Source organism: Olegusella massiliensis (assembly GCF_900078545.1).
Lineage (GTDB): Bacteria > Actinomycetota > Coriobacteriia > Coriobacteriales > Atopobiaceae > Olegusella > Olegusella massiliensis.
This window is the reverse complement of the sequence record NZ_FLLS01000002.1, coordinates 334,717-351,241: the sequence shown is the minus strand read 5'-3', so window position 1 is coordinate 351,241 and position 16,525 is coordinate 334,717. Positions and strand designations below refer to the sequence as shown.

Genomic DNA, 16,525 nt, shown 5'->3' with positions numbered 1-16,525 from the left:
TGGTGAGAAAAAGTCCCGACACGAGATTGGATTCTCGTGTCGGGCTTATATGTGCCATGCAATTGTAAGAACTGCTTTACCAGCCAAGCATCACGCCCACAAAGGTGAGAATCGACATCAGTGCAGCATAGCCAAAGGCATAGGGCGCTACGCGACTGAGTACTTCTCCGTCACGACCAGCAAGTTCAGGCGTAGCACACCCAATGGCAATGTTTTGCGGACTAAGCATCTTACCTGCGGACACACCAACAGAGTTAGAGGCAGCAAGCCAAATAGGATTGGCGTTGATGGAATGTGCCGCTTGTACTTGCACATTGCCAAAAAGTACTTCGCTGGAAGTTCCAGAGCCAGTTACAAAGGTCCCCATAGCGCCGAGCAAAGGTGCAACGAGGGGATAGAAGCCACCAAGTGTTCCTACAAAGAATGCAGCGATGCTGGCAATCATGCCTGAGTAACCCATAATTTTTGCGCAGGCGAGGACTGAAAGCATAGTCAAGATGGTTTTGCTCATCTGCTTGCACGTTGCAATGAGTACTCCCCAAATTTCATGTGGCTCGCAGCCTTGGGCAAAGGCGCCAAGAATGCCACAAATGAGAATGAGCACACCAGGCGTATTAATCCACGAGAAGCTTAGCGTGGCTGTGGGATCGCCTTGGTAGATATTAACGGTGGTCTTGATTGCAGAAAGAGGACCGTTGATTACGGGAACAAGCTTGCTGGTAAAAACAAGGACGATAAACACAAGAATAAAAGGACACCAAGCACGCAATGCTTGATCCCACCACACGTTGATATGTTCTTTGGGTTTAAGGGGCGGGTAGAGTACATCAATCTTGTCGTTGGTTGCACGGGCGACAAAAAACGTTGCAATGAGCGAGATAACCGAAGCCACAACCATGGGCAAGTCTCCACCGATAACAGCTGCTGTTGCAATTTCGGGAATAGCCATAGAAAGACCTGCAGTGAGGGTAACGGGAAGGAGTCCGCGCAGCGCACGAGGTCCGTCTCCGATAATCATGACTATGATGAAGGGTGTTGCAATGACAAAAGGAGCCACCTGTAGGGCCTGAGTAAGAGCAAGGGCAGTGCCGTCAAGTCCTGTAATGGCCGCAAGGGTTGTGGTGGGGATACCGATGGAGCCAAACATTGTTGGCGTACCGTTTGCAACAAGGCATACCAGCACGGCTTTGAGAGGATCAAAGCCCAAGGCAATCATCATTGAGCTAGGAATGGCAACGGCAGTGCCAAAGCCAGCCATACCCTCAAGGAAGCCGCCAAAGCACCAAGCGATAAGTACAGCTAGTACGCGCTGATGAGAGCTGACCGAAGTGAGCATGACCTTAATGGTCTCAATAGCACCTGTATGAACAGTAACGTTGTAGGTAAAAACTGCAGCAATAATGACAATGACAATCGGCCAGATTGCCATCGCGATACCTTCAAGGGCAGCAGTTGTCATATTGATGAGCGGCATGTGCCACCACACAACCGAAAGTATTGCAGCCACCAAAAGTGCACCCGCTGCCGCAAGGTGAGCAGGCATTTTGATACCTACGAGTGCGATTACAAGCCAAAGGATAGGGGCCAGTCCAAGTAAGAAGGGGATGAGGAGATCCATAAGGCTCCATTCGTTTTTTGTGTGTCTATAAAAATGCGAGACACACAGTTAACAGGTACTTTGATTATAGGCAGACTCATGAAGAGAGTTGGAAATTTGTATTGAGGAAGTCATGTCCTGTCTAAGAGATAGACTTATAGCTAAGTCATCCCGGAGTGCTTTAGTGGCAGTTACGCATACTTTAGCCGCACAAGGAAGCTTGTGAGGAGTTATATATGGGTTTTGGAACTACGCATATGTGGTCGCAGCGCAACAGTGCAGGTAAGGCTCATCGAGGCCTTCTTATGGTGTTGCTTGTTTTGATTTTGGCTTGCGGTGCAGGAGGATTTGAGCTGTATCGCGAAGGTCATGCAGTCAAATCTCAGTCAGCAGATATCTTGACTAGCATGAAGACCCTGAGCAGGCAGATGACAACAGGGGATTTTGAGGGTGTAGCTACAAGCGCTGCGAAAATTGAAAAACAAGCGGCTCAGGCGCGTTCAACAGTGGACGGGCCTCTTTGGCAGATTGCCTCTCAGCTACCTCTTATCGGTGAAGATGTCAAAAATGTTCGTACGCTTGTAGATGCACTCTCTGATATTTCCGAGAAGGGCATTGGCCCTGTTGCTCAGCAGGCTAAATCTGGTGATGTGTTTCGCCTCACTGAGGCTTATGTCCAGCTTGATGCAGAGATTGAAAAGGCAAAAAAGACCGTTGATAAACTAAGCCGAGGCTCAAATGACGAAGTAAACAATGCTGTTGCGCGTGCAAAAGAATATCTTGGGCGTGTACCTGATTTTAGTGAGCTTGGAGCCATAAAGGAGTCTGGCAAACATAGTTATGACTTGGATACGTAGGGCATACAGCTCATTTTACGAGCTGACTTTTGGGGGATGTTGGGCTTAAAAAAAGGAGAGAGCCATGGAGTCAAAGTTTAAGAAAAGCTGCAACCGTCGCATTGCCATCTTTTTTGCTGAAGGTCTTGAGGAAGTTGAGGCCCTAGCTCCTGCGGACATTCTTTTTCGTGCGGGCGTTCCTTGTGATTTAGTGGCGATTGGTCCTGATTTGCTTGTCCAATCGAGCCACGATGTTTACGTGCGTTGCGACCGTAGTATTACTGATGCTGATTTTGACTTTGATGAGTATGACTTGCTTTTCCTGCCTGGCGGTATGCCAGGGACACTTAAGCTCAAGGCTTGCAAGCCTTTACGCGCAGCACTTCTCCGTTTTGCCGAAGCAGGGCGTGGAGAGGGTAGTGCTGGTAAGCAGCTAGCCGCTATTTGTGCTGCTCCTTCTATTTTGGCTGAGCTTGGCTTGCTTGAGGGTAAGCGTGCTACTGCAAATCCTGGTTTTCAGGATGTACTGAGCGAGCATGCTGCCCAAGTATGTGCTGATGAGCCTGTTGTTGAGGACGATAACATCATCACTTCTCAGGGTATGGGAACGGCCGTAGATTTGGGCTTGGTGTTGGTGCGTCGTCTTTGCGGCAAGGAAGCTGCTGAGCGTGTGAAGTCTGGAATTGTTGTATTGCATTAGAACTTATATCAGCTCATGGCAGCGCAACGCCACTATCTCGTAATTGATTTGAAGTCGTTTTATGCCTCGGTTGAGTGTGTAGATCGGGGCTTAGATCCTATGACCACCAAGCTTGTTGTGGCAGATCTCACGCGTACAGATAAGACAATCTGCCTTGCTGTGTCACCTGCGATGAAGGCTTTGGGTGTGCGTAATCGCTGCCGCATATTTGAGATTCCCGCAGGTATGACCTACATCACGGCAGCTCCTCGCATGCAGCGTTATATCGATGTGTCTGCTCAGATTTACGGTATTTACCTACAGTGGGTGGCTAAGGAAGACATTCATGTCTACTCCATTGACGAGGTATTTATTGATATTACAGGCTACCTGAGCTTGTATCAGTGCACACCACGTGAGCTTGGTGAACGCATACGAAAAAGCGTGGTGAGGCAAACGGGAATTCCTGCGTCTTGTGGTTTGGGAACTAATCTTTATCTGGCGAAAATTGCTCTTGATATCATGGCAAAGCATCGTGCCGATTTTTTTGGTGAGCTTGATGAGCAAAGTTACAAGATAGAACTTTGGAATCACCGCCCATTGACTGATTTTTGGCGAATCGGGTCTGGTATTTCGCATCGCTTAGCAAAAATGGGTATCACCTGTATGGGAGAGCTGGCCCTTGCATCCCAAGATCCAAATCAACATGAGGCGCTTTATCAGGAGTTTGGCATTGATGCTGAGATTTTGGTTGATCATGCGTGGGGGATTGAGACTGTGGGGATGCCTCAGATAAAAGCATACCGTCCCCAGGGGCATTCTCTGTCTAATGGACAGGTACTTGCCGAGGGTGTTGATGGCCGCACAGGTTTGATTCTTGCCAAGGAGATGACCGAACGCCTTACACTCGACTTGGTTGAATGCCAAGAAGTTGCCCACTCTTTTTTGGTATGGGTGGGTTTTGAGTTGAACGATGAGGAGCGACGTGCAGTGAGACATGTTACTTCTCGTGGCGCAGTTATTGGGTATGGGGCCCATGCGGGAAAAACTTTTGTTACGCCTACCGATTCACGTAGAAACATCGTCGATGCTTTAGTAGAAGTTTGGCCTCAGATTGCAATTGCTAAGCGTCGTATCAAACGTATCGGGGTTGAGCTCGGTGGTGTTGAGCCTGCGCAGAGCACAGGACAACAGCTTTCTCTGTTTACTAATAGGGCTGTCGAGGAGCGTGAACGTTGTAGGCAAAAGACTATAAATTCCATCAAACAAAAATATGGTAAAAATGCCATGCTCAAGGCGATGGATTTGCTTCCCGAGGCTAATGCTCGCGAACGTAATATGCAGATAGGGGGTCATCGTGCCGGATTATAAGAGTCAGTCTTTCCGTCCTAATCCTCCTTGTGGTCGCTTGCGTATGTCTGTGGAGCGACGAGCCAAAATTTTTATGCCTTTTGATCCGCTTGATGGCTTTAGTGCGGCCTTACGTGCTGTGGAGCTTGAACCCGAAGACTTTTTCTATGAGAACAATCACACTCCAACATCCAACGATGATTTTTCATCATAAAGTGCTGGGCTACGAGATGAGCTGTTTTAGGGATGCAAACCATAGATGGTTCAAGTGTCGAGGCAGGTGATCGTAAAACCGCAGGTCAGATTTTCCTTTAGCTCGAGAAACGAACCATCTTTTGAAATGTTGGATGCGTAAGGACATGTTGGGCATGTAAGGAAATGTTGAGTGCAAATAAAAAATCAGCGGAGATTGCTGATTAGAAAATTCTGGAGCCGGCAATCAGACTTGAACTGATGACCCCCGCTTTACGAGAGCGGTGCTCTACCAACTGAGCTATGCCGGCGCATTCGTATTGACGCATTCGTCAAGCAGCTACCTACTATACGGAGCAAAGTGTTTTGGTGCAAGAGCTAATACATGCTAATTTTGCGGATATGAGCTAGTCTTGTGCAGATTGCATTGGAGGACATTTTGGCAACCTATCTTAATCCACCGCTGGTATTTGGTCCTGTGTACAGCCGCAGGCTTGGTATTTCCCTCGGTCTTAATCTCATGCCAGGGGATGGCAAGATTTGCAATTTCGACTGTATATACTGCGAAAATGGCCTGAACGCCGAACGCAAAACACGCGCTGCTTATCCCAAGGCGACAGAGTTGGCAGATGCTTTGGAAAAAAAGCTTCGTGAGATGGCGGTCGAAGATTTACTGCCTGATGTCATTACACTAGCAGGAAACGGTGAGCCAACAGCAAATCCAGAGTTTCCCCAGGTGGTTGATGCTGCGGTGAGTCTTCGCAATCAACTTGCTCCAAAGGCACGTCTTGCCGTATTGAGTAATGGCACCTTGGCACATGTTCCGCGTATTCACGATGCCTTATTGCAGCTAGACGATAATATTCAGAAGCTTGACACAGTAGATATGTCCTACATTAGGCTAGTCAATCGCCCTGCGGCCAGTTATGACGTACAGCGCGTCATTGAAGCACTGGCAGCTTTCCATGGGCAGGTAATTGTACAGACAGCCTTTATGAAGGGAAGCTATCAAGGACAAGATCTGGACAATACAACTCCCAAATATGTAGAGCCTTGGCTTGATGCTCTTCGTTATATCAAACCTCAGGCGGTTACTATTTATGCTATATCCCGTGATATGCCTGTGGAAGGTATCGTCCATATAGGGCCTGAAGTGCTTGACAGGATAAAGTCACAGGTAGAAGCCTTGGGAATTCCCTGCATAGTTGGCTATTAGTAAGCTTATGATTGTCGTATGCGTCCTGCGATGGTCTCGTGAGTTGAAACCATTTTGTCAGCAAGACATACCAACCATGCTTCGCGGTGGTGCGGCGGGCAAGGCGTAAGTGGCCACATATGATGGGCAATCAAATCTTTTTCGATATCGCTTAGCTCAAAATCTTCCAGCGCATTGGTAAGAGCAAGCCCTGGATGACGAAATCCGTGTAGTTTGGAATGTCCAGGTTCATGCCAATCGTAGAGGTAGTAGTCGTGCAAAATGGCACCACGTACTAATGCAAGTTCGTTGCAAGAAATATGCCAGCGGCGCGCCAGTTTAAAGGCTTGCCATGCCACAGCCTCCACGTGTTCTAGGGTATTTGTTGTGCCGTGCTGGATAAACTGAGCCATCTGAGGTACTCGCGCGGAAGTAAGTATGGGCTGGGCGAGCAGCAAAAATTCAGCATATAGAGCTTCTTCTCTTACAGAGAAATTCATAGTTTCCTGTACGTTTTGCTTTGCCATGGCGCTTCCTTATGCTGCGTGAGATCACTTTTTGCTCACTTTATTTTTGTGCTGCGGGAGTTATTGTGCCATATGCCTGCTTTCCCTTGCATTTCTTCAAAGATTTTCAAGACTGTTTCGTTTAGAGCGAGCTTAGGAGTGGGGGAGTACACTGCTGCACATCTGCAAAGCAGCAAATACTGCAGAAGGGAGCCTTATGATAGAGAAGAAGAACATCGACTGGGGTAGCTTGGGTTTTGCTTACCAACACACTGACTATAGCTATGTCAGCAATTATGCTGATGGCGCGTGGGATGAGGGTAGTCTTACTCCCGACCATACGGTGCAGCTATCGGAGTGTGCAGGTCTTCTTCACTACTGTCAGGAGGTTTTTGAGGGTCTCAAGGCATATACCCAAAGCAATGGTGACATCGTGTGTTTTCGTCCTGACCTCAATGCTTCGCGTATGGCTGACTCTGCACGTAGGATTTGTATGCCAGAGTTTCCTGTTGAACGTTTTGTAGCTGCGGTCAAACAGGTGGTAAAGGCAAATGCAGCTTGGGTGCCGCCCTATGGGTCGGGTGCCACTCTGTATGTGCGTCCTTTTATGTTTGCAACAGGGGACGTTATTGGTGTTAAGCCCGCCGATCAGTATCAGTTCCGCATTCTTGTGACGCCTGTGGGTCCTTACTACAAAGGTGGTGTTAAGCCTGTTAAATTGCAGGTTTCCTCGTATGACCGTGCGGCTCCTCATGGTACGGGCAATATCAAGGCTGGCCTGAACTATGCAATGAGTCTCTATCCCAGTGTCGAAGCACATAGTAAGGGCTATGCGGACAACATGTTTCTTGATCCCGAAACTCGCAGTTATGTGGAGGAATCGGGTGGCGCCAATATTATCTTTGTTGCTCATGATGGTACGTTGGTGGTGCCCCAGAGCTTTACTGACTCGATTTTGCCCTCAATTACCCGTCGTTCGCTGGTCTATGTTGCCGAAAATATGCTGGGTATGAAGGTTGAACAGCGGCCTGTGCGTTTTGATGAAATCGACCAGTTTGTTGAGTGTGGTATGTGCGGCACCGCAGCGGTCATTTCACCGGTGAGCGAGGTCGATTCAGCGGATAAGAAGATCATTTTTAAAAATGGATTTGAAACCGTGGGGCCTGTGATGGCACAATTGCGTCAAACTTTGGTAGATATTCAGCAAGGTGACCTTGAGCCACCTGAAGGCTGGATTTATAAGATTTGCTAAACCCCAGCTCAGAGCTTGTTAGAGATGAATAATTAAAGAGAGTATTCGTGCAGTATAAAATAAATGCTGCACTTTTTTTGTTTATAGGTAGAATGTGACTCTGACATCAGACCCGTCGAGGGGAAAGTATGAACGTCGACTTTGGGCAATTCCTAGGAATGCTCGGCACGAACCCATTTTTGGCAATCGTCATTGTCCTCGTAATGGGCACGATTTTTGTCAATGGTGCGACTGATGCTGCGAATGCTATTGCAGAAGCAGTGGGTACGCGGTCAATTGGAATTAACGCTGCAATCCTCATGAGTGTGATTTGCAATTTCATTGGCCTTGTTGCGATGTGCTTCATCTCTACAGCTGTTGCTGATACGGTCAGTGGCATGGTTGATTTTGGTGGGGATACGCATGCTGCCTTGATTGCCCTTGCTGCAGCTACCGTAGGTATTGTCGCCTGGGGTGCAGGAGCGTGGATATTTGGTATTCCTACCAGTGAAAGCCATGCTCTGATTGCGGGTCTCACCGGAGGCGCCATTGCTGTTTCTGGCGGTCTTGGTGGCGTTAATGGTCTCGAATGGATGAAGGTCATTTGGGGCCTCCTTCTCTCCTCGTTTTTGGGCTACGGTGCTGGATGGCTCTTTACCAAGATTATTCGTGTTGTTTGTAAAGATGCGGATAGGCGAATTGCAGACAAGACGTTTGCTCGGCTGCAGGTGATAGGTGCCGCTTTTGTAGCTTTGATGCACGGTGCTCAGGACGGTCAAAAATTTATGTCTACCGCCATGCTTGCTGTGGCACTTTCCATGGGCAAGGGCGCAGCTGATATGGCCGGATTCCCTCTTTGGATCCAGGTGCTTTGCGCCGCATTTATGGCTATCGGTACAGGTGTTGGTGGTAGACGCATCATCAAGAAGGTCGGTACCGAGATGGTGCAAATGGAAAAATACCAAGGCTTTTCTGCATCGCTTTCAGCATCAATCGCATTGCTTGTCGCAACTTTGACGGGTCTGCCCGTTTCTACGACGCATGCTAAAACAGCTGCTATTCTTGGCGCAGGTGCTGCAAAGTCTGTGCATTCTGTCAACTGGGGCGTTGCTAAAGAAATGGTCTACACCTGGATTTTTACTTTCCCAGGTTGCGGTCTCATTGGCTATTTGCTCGCTCGTCTTTTTTTGATTTGGTTTTAATCTTACGGAATTTAGACGCTCGCTTCGTTCACTGCAAATAAGGAGTAGGTTATGTCCAAGCTCAAAAAAGAAGACATCTTTTACACGATGCTGAAGGACTTCGCCGTCACGCTGGTTGAAGCCGCCGAGATTTACGTCGAGATTTTAGAGAACTACCCTGCTAGCTTTGCCAAGATTCCTAAGTTAAAAGTGCTTGAGAATAAATGTGATGACAAAGTCAAAAAGATCATGCATAACCTCTATGCTTCGTTCATCACGCCCATTGATCGTGAGGATATCTCTGAGCTTGCGATGTCTTTGGATGATGTTATGGATGAGATGAATGGTGTTGTGCTGCGCCTTGATCTCTTTGGTGCCACTGAGATGCGCATGGAAGGCCCCCAGATGGGTGAGCTCACTCTTGCTGCTGTACGCGAGATGAAAGAAATGTTCGATCATCTGCCCAACTACAAAAACGACGCTGTGGTGATGGAAAAAGCAATTGCTGTCAGCCACATTGAAGATGAAGGCGACCGTGTATATCACAACGCTATTCGTCGTCTCTTTCAGGAGGAAGAGGGCGGCAAAGTTGCCACTTCTTGGCTGCGCCTCTTTGATCGCATGGAGTACGTCCTTAATAGCTGTGATCACGTGTGCATTGTTGTGCGTTCTGTCGTTTTGAAGAGCGCCTAGCGCCTCAGCAGCACGCAGGCAAGCAGCGCGTAAAGAGACATGGCCAAACAGAGGCTGGATAAGCGCAGCGAGGTAACAACTTTAGTTGAGTAACTCCCACATACCCTATCTTGGGTATACTTGCTCGCGTATGACAAATTGTGGAGGGCAACATGGCGCAACGTATCCAAGGTACAGAAGATCTTTTTGGTGCTTATATGCGTAGCTGGCAGCACATGCAAGATTGTGCGCGCGAGCTTTTTGACGCATATGGCTTTGATGCAATCGAGACACCTGCACTCGAGCAGGTGGCAACCTTTACCCATGGTATTGGTGAGTCAACCGATGTCGTACGCAAAGAGATGTTCCGCGTGTTTTCGGGAGCGCTACTTGAAGGACTATTGGCGCAAGGTGATGAGAGCAAGCTCAAGGCAAAACAACGTATGGCTATGCGTCCCGAGGGTACAGCAGGTGTAGTGCGCGCGGCTGTTGAACATAATTTTGTTCCTCAAGGTGGAGCGCCCGCAAAGGTGTGGTATGCCGAGCCTATGTTTCGCGGTGAGCGTCCTCAAAAAGGTCGCCTGCGTCAATTCCACCAGATAGGCATTGAGTGGATGGGTGCATCTGACCCTGCAGCGGATGCCGAAGTCATCATTATGCTGATGGAATTTTATAAGCGTCTAGGACTGGACGCTTCGTGCCTCAAGCTAACTATTAACTCCATGGGTGATGCCGCATGCCGTCCTGCCTATCGCAATAAGGTACGTGACTTCATCTTGAATCATAAAGATGAGATGTGCGAGGATTGCCTGGAACGTGCTGAGATTAATCCGCTGCGTAGTTTTGATTGCAAAAACGACCGTTGTCGCGAGCTTATGAAAGATGCGCCGTTAGTAAGCGATCACCTGTGCGATGACTGTGCTGAACACTATGTCCAAGTTAAGAAGTACCTCGATGAGGCTGGTGTGGTGTATGTTGAAGATCCAACACTCGTTCGTGGTCTCGATTATTACACGCGTACGGTCTTTGAGGTTGAGTATGTAGGCGATGCTGCGATTGGTGCTATTGGCGGCGGCGGTCGCTATGATGGTTTGGCTGAGCTCGAGGGCGGCAAGCCCTGCCCTGGCATTGGTTGGGCTGTCGGCTTTGAACGCATTATGTTGGCGCTTGAAAATGCAGGCGCAGACTTAGCAGGTGCTGATCCTAGCTGTGTATATGTGGCAAACACCCAGCCCGAGTTGCGCGATGAAGCCTTTAAGGTAACGCTTGCGCTAAGAGGAGTAGGGCTGCGTTGTGAGGCGGATTATCAGGGACGCTCACTCAAGAGTCAGTTCAAACAAGCAGATCGCTTTCATGCCAAGGTTTGTGTTGTATTGGGTCCCGATGAGCTCGCAGAGGGCAAAGCAAGCGTGCGCGATATGACTACTCATGAGCAGACCCAAGTTGAGCTCGATAATTTGGTTGAGTACGTGGGCAAGTTGATGTAGGCCGAACTAGTTTCTTCAATGCTCATTTGTAGTTTCCCCGGTGCAACTCATCCATGTACCGGGGAAACTTCTTTGTTGGTCGCTAGCGATGACCACAATATTGCTTGGCTCTGTAGGCTCTTCGAGCGAACAGGGAATCACATCAACAAAGGCAAAGTAAGTGCAGAGCACAGATATGACAGTGTTGAGAATGGTTGCTTGAGGTCCCATAAGGGCAGAGACGATATTGCTGATATACATCCCGCCGGTATGTAGGTGTGCATGTATAAGCTCAGCAGCAGCTGCATCCATGAGTGACCCAGCTGGCTTGTGAGCGATAAAGCAGTCATTAAGTATTACGTCATAGCGCTTGTCCGGCGGTAGGCTTTCAAGGTAGGAGCGCCCCTCGACGGTATAGATATGGAAACGATTTTCGCCTGAGAGACCAAACTTTCTCTCGAGCTCATCTACATAAAACCATTTGCGTGCAAGGATAACTATTTGCTCGTCCAGCTCTACTACATCGAGGCTTGCGCTGGGGTAATTTGCAAGTATATGGTGTGGCCAAGCAAAACCTCCCCCTCCGATAAGCAATAGGTGTTTCGCGGCATTGTTCTGTCTTGGCGCATTGCTCTTTTCTGGTGCTCTAGTTTCATAAAAAGCAAGGTCAAAGCGCTGTAGATAGGGAAACGGGGGATCGCCAGAGGGATCATCCATCCACAGTGCGGACTGCTGCATGTCTTCAACTAATAGCAGTCGCATCTGTCTGCCGCAAGAAAAATCTATGGTACGTATTTGAGTGGTGCCACCGAGGGTCATACCAGAAAATTCGAGCCTACCTCTCAACATTTTCTTTTCTAAAAGAGTGAGTAAATGTGAGCGCAGACTTGAAAAACGCGCTTGTATAAACGTAAAGAAAGACACTCAAGCGCCTTTCGCTATGAGGATTAGTGCAGGTCAGCGCCGCAGTGCGGACACCTCGTTGCGCCTTGCTTAATCTCTTCTAGACAATAGGGGCAAATAGGCGCAGGAGCTGCTTCTTCCTTGATCTTGCCTGAGTGCTTATCTGCCAAAGCTTGCATTTTGTTGAGGCTCTTGACAAGACAGAAGACCACAAAAGCAATAATCAAGAAGTTGATGATAGAGGAAATAAATGCACCAAAATCGATTGTTGCACCATTAAACGTAAAGGTCAGGCCTTTAACGTCGGCATTGCCACCAATCATAGAGATGAGCGGATTGATGATGTTATCAGTCAGCGAGGTGACAATGGCAGTAAAAGCACCACCGATAATAACGCCAACGGCAAGATCCATCACATTGCCGCGGGAGATGAACTCTTTGAATTCCTTTACAAACTTTTTCATAGAGAAAAACCTTCCTCTCCAAGGTTTTTAGCGGCTCTTTATGATAGCTACCGTCGAGGTTTTGTGAGTGTCTCAGTTTCTAGCCAAATAGTGACAGGCCCATCATTGGTGAGTGTTACCTTCATATCCGCAGCAAAAATACCTCTGCCCACGCGCTCAGTACCCAAATCACCTTCTGCAAGCTGACAAAAATATTGGTAGAGCTCGTCTGCCAAAGGAGGAGGTGCTGCTTCGGCAAAAGAAGGGCGATTACCACGGCGACAGTTGGCATAAAGGGTGAACTGACTTACCACCAATACGCTGCCACCAACATCTTCAAGTGATAAGTTCATCTTGCCTGCAGCATCGTCAAAGACGCGTAGCTTACGAATCTTTTCCCAGAGTAGTTTTGCTGTCGCCTCATCATCGGCGGGACCCACTCCCAATAAAATGAGATAGCCTACGCCGCAGCTGCCAGTAGGCGTGCCGTCCACCCTGCACTCTGCCTGGCTTACCCGTTGTAGCAATGCTCGCATATACTCACCTAAAGACCGTAGATCGAGGAGAATTTTTGCGTGAGATAGTCGGTATAGTGACGCGTGACAAATGGCTCACCTGTTGCAGCCAAGATAATGTCTTTGGGGTCACGAGATCTGCCATAGTGCCATATGCGGCTGCGCAACCATTCACGAATAGGAGCCAAATTGCCCGAGGCGATCACGCCTTCCCAGTCCATGCCTTCAGAAATCATAGCAGCACGGAATTGAGCACCATAGGCACCGCCCAATGCATAAGTGGGGAAGTAGCCAATCAGACCATCAGCCCAGTGGGTATCTTGTAGCGCACCATGAGTTGCATCGGGCACACGAACACCAAGGTACTCGCGGTATTTTTGAGCCCAAAGGTCGGGAATATCGGCAGCCTTTGCCTCACCTGACATAAGCAACTGCTCGAGTTCGTAGCGCACCAATATGTGCAGAGGATAGGTAAGCTCATCTGCTTCAACGCGGATGGGCTGAGGCATGACGACATTTGCCGCCAAATAGAGCTGACGTGCACTCACACGATTGAAGTGGCCGGGGAAATGGCGACGTAAAATCTCAAGTAGTGGTCCCGAAAAAGCCTCAGAACGTCCAACATAGTTTTCGAAGAAGCGCGATTGAGCTTCGTGCATGCCGCTGGAGGTGCCACCCTTGAGTGAGGTGTAGTTGTACTCGGGATTGACGCCCTGCTCGTAGAGGGCATGACCTCCCTCGTGCAGCATGGTAAACACGTTGGAAAAGACATCATCTTCGTAAACATGTGCAGCAATGATTGCGTAGTTGGTGGTCAATGCATCAGAGAAAGGATGCTCGGTCTTGGTCAAGAAAAGCGATTGAAAAGAAAGCCCCTCAATACGCGCAAGGTCAGTGGCAACTTCCCACTGACGACGTTCGTCAAAATGTCCTTCTACGAGACGATGACTGGGTTTGCGGCGAGCTGCTGATACCTCTGCTAGCATGGGGACGACAATCTCTTTGACCTGATCAAAGAGGCGGTCATAAAAAGCAGTGCTGCTACCCTGCTCAAATTCGTCAAGCCAAACATCGTAAGCATTAACGCCAGGTTTTTTGTAGTTTGCAAGTCTGCGCATTGACTCGGTGATACGGTCAAGATAAGGAGCAAACGAGCCCCAGTCATTGGCTGCCTTGGCCTTGTGCCATACATCGTCAGACTCGGTCACAAGTCGTGTGAAGGCTGCCTGCTCATCGGCAGGCACATCAACTAATTGCGCACGATCTCGCTTGAGAATACGTACTTGTGCGCGTTGAGTATCGTTTTCAAGTTCGAGTGCTGTTGCAGTTGAGAGACGGTCCAGCAAAGCGCCTGTTGCAGGTGAGCAAAGCAACTCCTGAGCTTCTTCCTGAAGAATTGCGAGCGCCTCGCCACGGTCCGCAGTTGCATCCTCAGGATCAATTGACATGCCATAGCAGCTCATGCCCGTTGTAGCATAGCGATGTGCGTAAAGATGGCGCTCGAGCTTGTCTAAAGCCTCAAGGTCAGCGCGGGGATTGGGCACTGCGGCATCTGCTGCGAGGGGAGGGATACCAGGTATCCCAGGAAGTGTGGGGATGCTTCCTGCAGGTACTTCACGATGTGGTTTTTCTTCCGCAGCACAAGCCATGCTATCTGGCTCGTCTAAATCAAGGCTTTGCTGAGAAGCAGACGGCACCTCTGCAGTCTGCTGAAGCTTTTCTTCATCCGTGTGCTGAGCATTTTTTTGCTCGTCGTGAGATTGTTTCATAAAGGATGGAAGCTTATTGCTCATAGTTCCCCCTGTTGCGTCGTGGCGTTTGGGGCCGTATGGAAGTAACGTTTCCCGGGACCCAGAAACGATATACGAGGCACAGTGTAGCGCATGCTTGCCTGTGTATAGACCGCCTGCATATTCCTTTCGCCTAATGGCTACAAGCTCTCTGCGGTTTGTCTTTGGCAAGGTGCCAATACAACTCAAGCAAAAAAATGACCTGCAGCAAGGCTTGCTTTGAGGGATACTTAAAGCCATCCGTTGACAGACAAAAGGAGCAAGCTATGGCTTATGTACTTGGTATCGATGTGGGCGGCACCTCTATCAAGGCAGGCCTTTTTGATGAGGAAGGACAGCTTCTTGATATCGCCAAAATCAAGACGACTGAATTGGTGAACGAGGAGGCCTTCCATATTGTGACGGCGGGCCTTGATAAGTTGCTGGCAGCCTCCCAGCTGACGCCTGCTGACATTGTGGCGCTAGGCCTCGATGTACCTGGTCCTGTTGATGCGCAAGGACATGTGGGCGTGCTTCCCAATATCACGCTTGATGTTGAGGGCTTAGAGGCAGCGCTCAAAGCTCATTTTGCGGGAGCAGCACTTGCCTTTGCTAACGATGCTAACGCGGCAGCTCTCGGTGAGATGTGGCAGGGTGGCGCTAAAGGCATCAAGAGTTGCGTTATGGTTACCTTGGGCACGGGCGTGGGTGGCGGTGTCATCATTGATGGCAAGCTGGTTGCGGGCGCCTTTGGTGCGGGTGGAGAAATTGGTCACATCAATATGGAGCCCCATGAGATCGAGAGTTGCGGCTGTGGTAACAAGGGCTGCCTTGAGCAATATGCCTCGGCGAAAGGCCTGGTTAAGCTCTATCTCAAAGCCTGCAAAGCTACAGGTCAAACACCTGTTTCTATTGAGCATGCTACTGATACCATCTCGATTTTTACCGCTTTTGCAGCAGGGGATGTTTGCGCTGCGCAGGCAATTGATACGATGTGTGCCTACTTAGGTCGTGCCTTGTCTCAGATTGCGGCTATTGTGGACCCTGAGTTAGTGTTGATAGGTGGTGGTGTGGCAGGCGCTTGGAACGTTATTGGCCCCAAAATTACCGCTGCATTCCGTGAACGGTGCTTCCCTGCCTGTGCGGCGATGCGTATTAGCGCTGCGACATTGGGCAATGAGGCGGGAATGTACGGAGCTGCTTATTGTGCCTTGCAAACACGTGCCTAGCAGGTGAAAACTTGCGATAAGCACGTAGTAATGCCCTCATGTGCGTTAGCTTTTTGCTCGTACGTGGTATCCTAAGACAGATATAAGCGAAGTGTCGGGTGACGCTTCGTCCTGTATGGTCGCGAGTAAGGAGAAATCCATGGTTGACCTCGTCCAAGCCTCTCACGTTTTTCTTGACTGTCCTGCAAGGGATGTGAATGAAGCCCTGCATGCGATTGCAGACCACGCTGTTGAGCTGGGAATTGGTACAGATGCTGATGCAATCTTTAAGGCTCTACGTTCCCGCGAAGATATGGGTTCTACTGGCATGACCGATGGTTATGCCATTCCACACGCAATGGCTCCTGAGGTTAAGGAGACCGCTGTTATTGTCCTTAAGCTTTCAGGTGATACTGCCTGGAAGACCATGGACGAGGCTCCTGTTGTCTACGCTATTGCTTTGCTTGTTCCTGCCGAGGAAGGCGCAAGCGTCCATCTGGAACTGCTTTCCAAGATTGCTCGCGTGCTGACCCACGCCAACTTCCGTACCGAGATGGAAAACGCTACGGATGCAGAGACCATCGCCGCAGCTATCAACAAGCGTTTGCATGACTAAGCTACATAAGCTTACATAGCTCAAGTCCCTGACACTTATTTGATTGTCAGGGGCTTTTTTGTATTAAAAATTGCGAAAAGTTAACAAGCGAAAGAATAGTTGGTTTTGAGATTCCCATTTTGCACAGGTGATGGTAGGGTGTTTCAACGCTATTTTTTTGTTTGGG

The 16,525-nt window shown here is 49.1% G+C and carries 17 protein-coding genes and 1 tRNA gene; 11 read left to right on the top strand and 7 right to left on the bottom strand.

What is annotated here, in order from left to right:
* Positions 1 to 76 precede the first annotated feature (76 nt).
* Positions 77 to 1,618 carry an L-lactate permease gene (locus BN4314_RS01905; RefSeq protein WP_068539534.1) on the bottom strand — a complete coding sequence of 514 codons (1,542 nt, stop codon included), beginning with the start codon at positions 1,616 to 1,618 and terminating at the stop codon, positions 77 to 79.
* A gap of 215 nt (positions 1,619 to 1,833) precedes the next feature.
* On the opposite strand from BN4314_RS01905, the gene BN4314_RS01900 reads away from it, so the two are divergent.
* The 4 genes from BN4314_RS01900 (at position 1,834) to BN4314_RS01885 (ending at position 4,676) form a co-directional block, all read left to right on the top strand.
* On the top strand, positions 1,834 to 2,454 hold the full coding sequence (locus BN4314_RS01900) for a hypothetical protein (RefSeq protein WP_068539533.1): 621 nt from the start codon (positions 1,834 to 1,836) through the stop codon (positions 2,452 to 2,454).
* Between the two features lie 64 nt (positions 2,455 to 2,518).
* The gene (locus BN4314_RS01895) at positions 2,519 to 3,133 is read left to right on the top strand and encodes a DJ-1 family glyoxalase III (RefSeq protein ID WP_068539532.1); all 615 of its coding nucleotides are present in this window, start codon (positions 2,519 to 2,521) and stop codon (positions 3,131 to 3,133) included.
* Between the two features lie 15 nt (positions 3,134 to 3,148).
* Positions 3,149 to 4,483, top strand: coding sequence for a Y-family DNA polymerase (locus BN4314_RS01890; RefSeq protein ID WP_068539531.1), 1,335 nt, complete (start codon positions 3,149 to 3,151; stop codon positions 4,481 to 4,483).
* Entirely contained in the window at positions 4,470 to 4,676 is a 207-nt protein-coding gene (locus tag BN4314_RS01885) for a hypothetical protein (RefSeq protein ID WP_068539530.1), read from the top strand. The genes BN4314_RS01890 and BN4314_RS01885 overlap by 14 nt, the downstream gene beginning before the upstream one ends.
* A gap of 213 nt (positions 4,677 to 4,889) precedes the next feature.
* Here BN4314_RS01885 and BN4314_RS01880 read toward each other — a convergent pair.
* A tRNA-Thr gene (locus BN4314_RS01880) sits at positions 4,890 to 4,965 on the bottom strand.
* A 104-nt stretch (positions 4,966 to 5,069) separates the two neighbouring features.
* Between BN4314_RS01880 and BN4314_RS01875 the strand changes: the two genes are divergently transcribed.
* On the top strand, positions 5,070 to 5,870 hold the full coding sequence (locus BN4314_RS01875; protein ID WP_232309705.1) for a radical SAM protein: 801 nt from the start codon (positions 5,070 to 5,072) through the stop codon (positions 5,868 to 5,870).
* A gap of 5 nt (positions 5,871 to 5,875) precedes the next feature.
* On the opposite strand, the gene BN4314_RS01870 is transcribed toward BN4314_RS01875, so the two are convergent.
* Positions 5,876 to 6,376, bottom strand: coding sequence for an HD domain-containing protein (locus BN4314_RS01870; RefSeq protein ID WP_232309704.1), 501 nt, complete (start codon positions 6,374 to 6,376; stop codon positions 5,876 to 5,878).
* Between the two features lie 196 nt (positions 6,377 to 6,572).
* Here BN4314_RS01870 and BN4314_RS01865 point away from each other — a divergent pair, with 196 nt between their 5' ends.
* The 4 genes from BN4314_RS01865 to hisS all read left to right on the top strand — a co-directional run bounded on the left by BN4314_RS01865 (position 6,573) and on the right by hisS (position 10,926).
* On the top strand, positions 6,573 to 7,607 hold the full coding sequence (locus BN4314_RS01865; RefSeq protein ID WP_068539529.1) for a branched-chain amino acid aminotransferase: 1,035 nt from the start codon (positions 6,573 to 6,575) through the stop codon (positions 7,605 to 7,607).
* Between the two features lie 128 nt (positions 7,608 to 7,735).
* Positions 7,736 to 8,788: an inorganic phosphate transporter gene (locus BN4314_RS01860; RefSeq protein ID WP_068539527.1), complete on the top strand. Its 1,053-nt coding sequence runs from the start codon at positions 7,736 to 7,738 to the stop codon at positions 8,786 to 8,788.
* 51 nt (positions 8,789 to 8,839) lie between these two features.
* Positions 8,840 to 9,460, top strand: a complete 621-nt coding sequence (locus tag BN4314_RS01855) for a DUF47 domain-containing protein (protein ID WP_021735060.1) — start codon at positions 8,840 to 8,842, stop codon at positions 9,458 to 9,460.
* A 152-nt stretch (positions 9,461 to 9,612) separates the two neighbouring features.
* The gene (hisS, locus tag BN4314_RS01850; protein ID WP_068539525.1) at positions 9,613 to 10,926 is read left to right on the top strand and encodes a histidine--tRNA ligase; all 1,314 of its coding nucleotides are present in this window, start codon (positions 9,613 to 9,615) and stop codon (positions 10,924 to 10,926) included.
* Positions 10,927 to 10,941: 15 nt separating this feature from the next.
* Here hisS and BN4314_RS01845 read toward each other — a convergent pair whose 3' ends face one another.
* The 4 genes from BN4314_RS01845 to BN4314_RS01830 form a co-directional block, all read right to left on the bottom strand.
* Positions 10,942 to 11,754, bottom strand: coding sequence for a spermidine synthase (locus tag BN4314_RS01845; RefSeq protein ID WP_148424837.1), 813 nt, complete (start codon positions 11,752 to 11,754; stop codon positions 10,942 to 10,944).
* A gap of 98 nt (positions 11,755 to 11,852) precedes the next feature.
* The gene (gene mscL / locus BN4314_RS01840; protein WP_068539521.1) at positions 11,853 to 12,272 is read right to left on the bottom strand and encodes a large conductance mechanosensitive channel protein MscL; all 420 of its coding nucleotides are present in this window, start codon (positions 12,270 to 12,272) and stop codon (positions 11,853 to 11,855) included.
* 47 nt (positions 12,273 to 12,319) lie between these two features.
* Positions 12,320 to 12,787, bottom strand: coding sequence for a D-aminoacyl-tRNA deacylase (gene dtd, locus BN4314_RS01835; protein ID WP_068539520.1), 468 nt, complete (start codon positions 12,785 to 12,787; stop codon positions 12,320 to 12,322).
* An 8-nt stretch (positions 12,788 to 12,795) separates the two neighbouring features.
* Complete coding sequence (locus BN4314_RS01830; protein ID WP_232309703.1) at positions 12,796 to 14,559, bottom strand: carboxypeptidase M32; 1,764 nt, start codon at positions 14,557 to 14,559, stop codon at positions 12,796 to 12,798.
* A 263-nt stretch (positions 14,560 to 14,822) separates the two neighbouring features.
* Between BN4314_RS01830 and BN4314_RS01825 the strand changes: the two genes are divergently transcribed.
* Positions 14,823 to 15,764, top strand: a complete 942-nt coding sequence (locus BN4314_RS01825; RefSeq protein ID WP_068539518.1) for an ROK family protein — start codon at positions 14,823 to 14,825, stop codon at positions 15,762 to 15,764.
* A gap of 139 nt (positions 15,765 to 15,903) precedes the next feature.
* Positions 15,904 to 16,359, top strand: a complete 456-nt coding sequence (locus tag BN4314_RS01820; RefSeq protein WP_021734810.1) for a PTS sugar transporter subunit IIA — start codon at positions 15,904 to 15,906, stop codon at positions 16,357 to 16,359.
* Positions 16,360 to 16,525: the final 166 nt, after the last annotated feature.

Coding starts and splice junctions, on each gene's coding strand:
- BN4314_RS01855 (WP_021735060.1), top strand. CDS start 8,840: ATGTCCAAGCTCAAAAAAGAAGACATCTTTTACACGATGCTGAAGGAC.
- BN4314_RS01865 (WP_068539529.1), top strand. CDS start 6,573: ATGATAGAGAAGAAGAACATCGACTGGGGTAGCTTGGGTTTTGCTTAC.
- BN4314_RS01895 (WP_068539532.1), top strand. CDS start 2,519: ATGGAGTCAAAGTTTAAGAAAAGCTGCAACCGTCGCATTGCCATCTTT.
- mscL (WP_068539521.1), bottom strand. CDS start 12,272: ATGAAAAAGTTTGTAAAGGAATTCAAAGAGTTCATCTCCCGCGGCAAT.
- BN4314_RS01820 (WP_021734810.1), top strand. CDS start 15,904: ATGGTTGACCTCGTCCAAGCCTCTCACGTTTTTCTTGACTGTCCTGCA.
- BN4314_RS01830 (WP_232309703.1), bottom strand. CDS start 14,559: ATGAGCAATAAGCTTCCATCCTTTATGAAACAATCTCACGACGAGCAA.
- BN4314_RS01890 (WP_068539531.1), top strand. CDS start 3,149: ATGGCAGCGCAACGCCACTATCTCGTAATTGATTTGAAGTCGTTTTAT.
- BN4314_RS01845 (WP_148424837.1), bottom strand. CDS start 11,754: ATGTTGAGAGGTAGGCTCGAATTTTCTGGTATGACCCTCGGTGGCACC.
- hisS (WP_068539525.1), top strand. CDS start 9,613: ATGGCGCAACGTATCCAAGGTACAGAAGATCTTTTTGGTGCTTATATG.
- dtd (WP_068539520.1), bottom strand. CDS start 12,787: ATGCGAGCATTGCTACAACGGGTAAGCCAGGCAGAGTGCAGGGTGGAC.
- BN4314_RS01905 (WP_068539534.1), bottom strand. CDS start 1,618: ATGGATCTCCTCATCCCCTTCTTACTTGGACTGGCCCCTATCCTTTGG.
- BN4314_RS01860 (WP_068539527.1), top strand. CDS start 7,736: ATGAACGTCGACTTTGGGCAATTCCTAGGAATGCTCGGCACGAACCCA.
- BN4314_RS01900 (WP_068539533.1), top strand. CDS start 1,834: ATGGGTTTTGGAACTACGCATATGTGGTCGCAGCGCAACAGTGCAGGT.
- BN4314_RS01825 (WP_068539518.1), top strand. CDS start 14,823: ATGGCTTATGTACTTGGTATCGATGTGGGCGGCACCTCTATCAAGGCA.
- BN4314_RS01870 (WP_232309704.1), bottom strand. CDS start 6,376: ATGGCAAAGCAAAACGTACAGGAAACTATGAATTTCTCTGTAAGAGAA.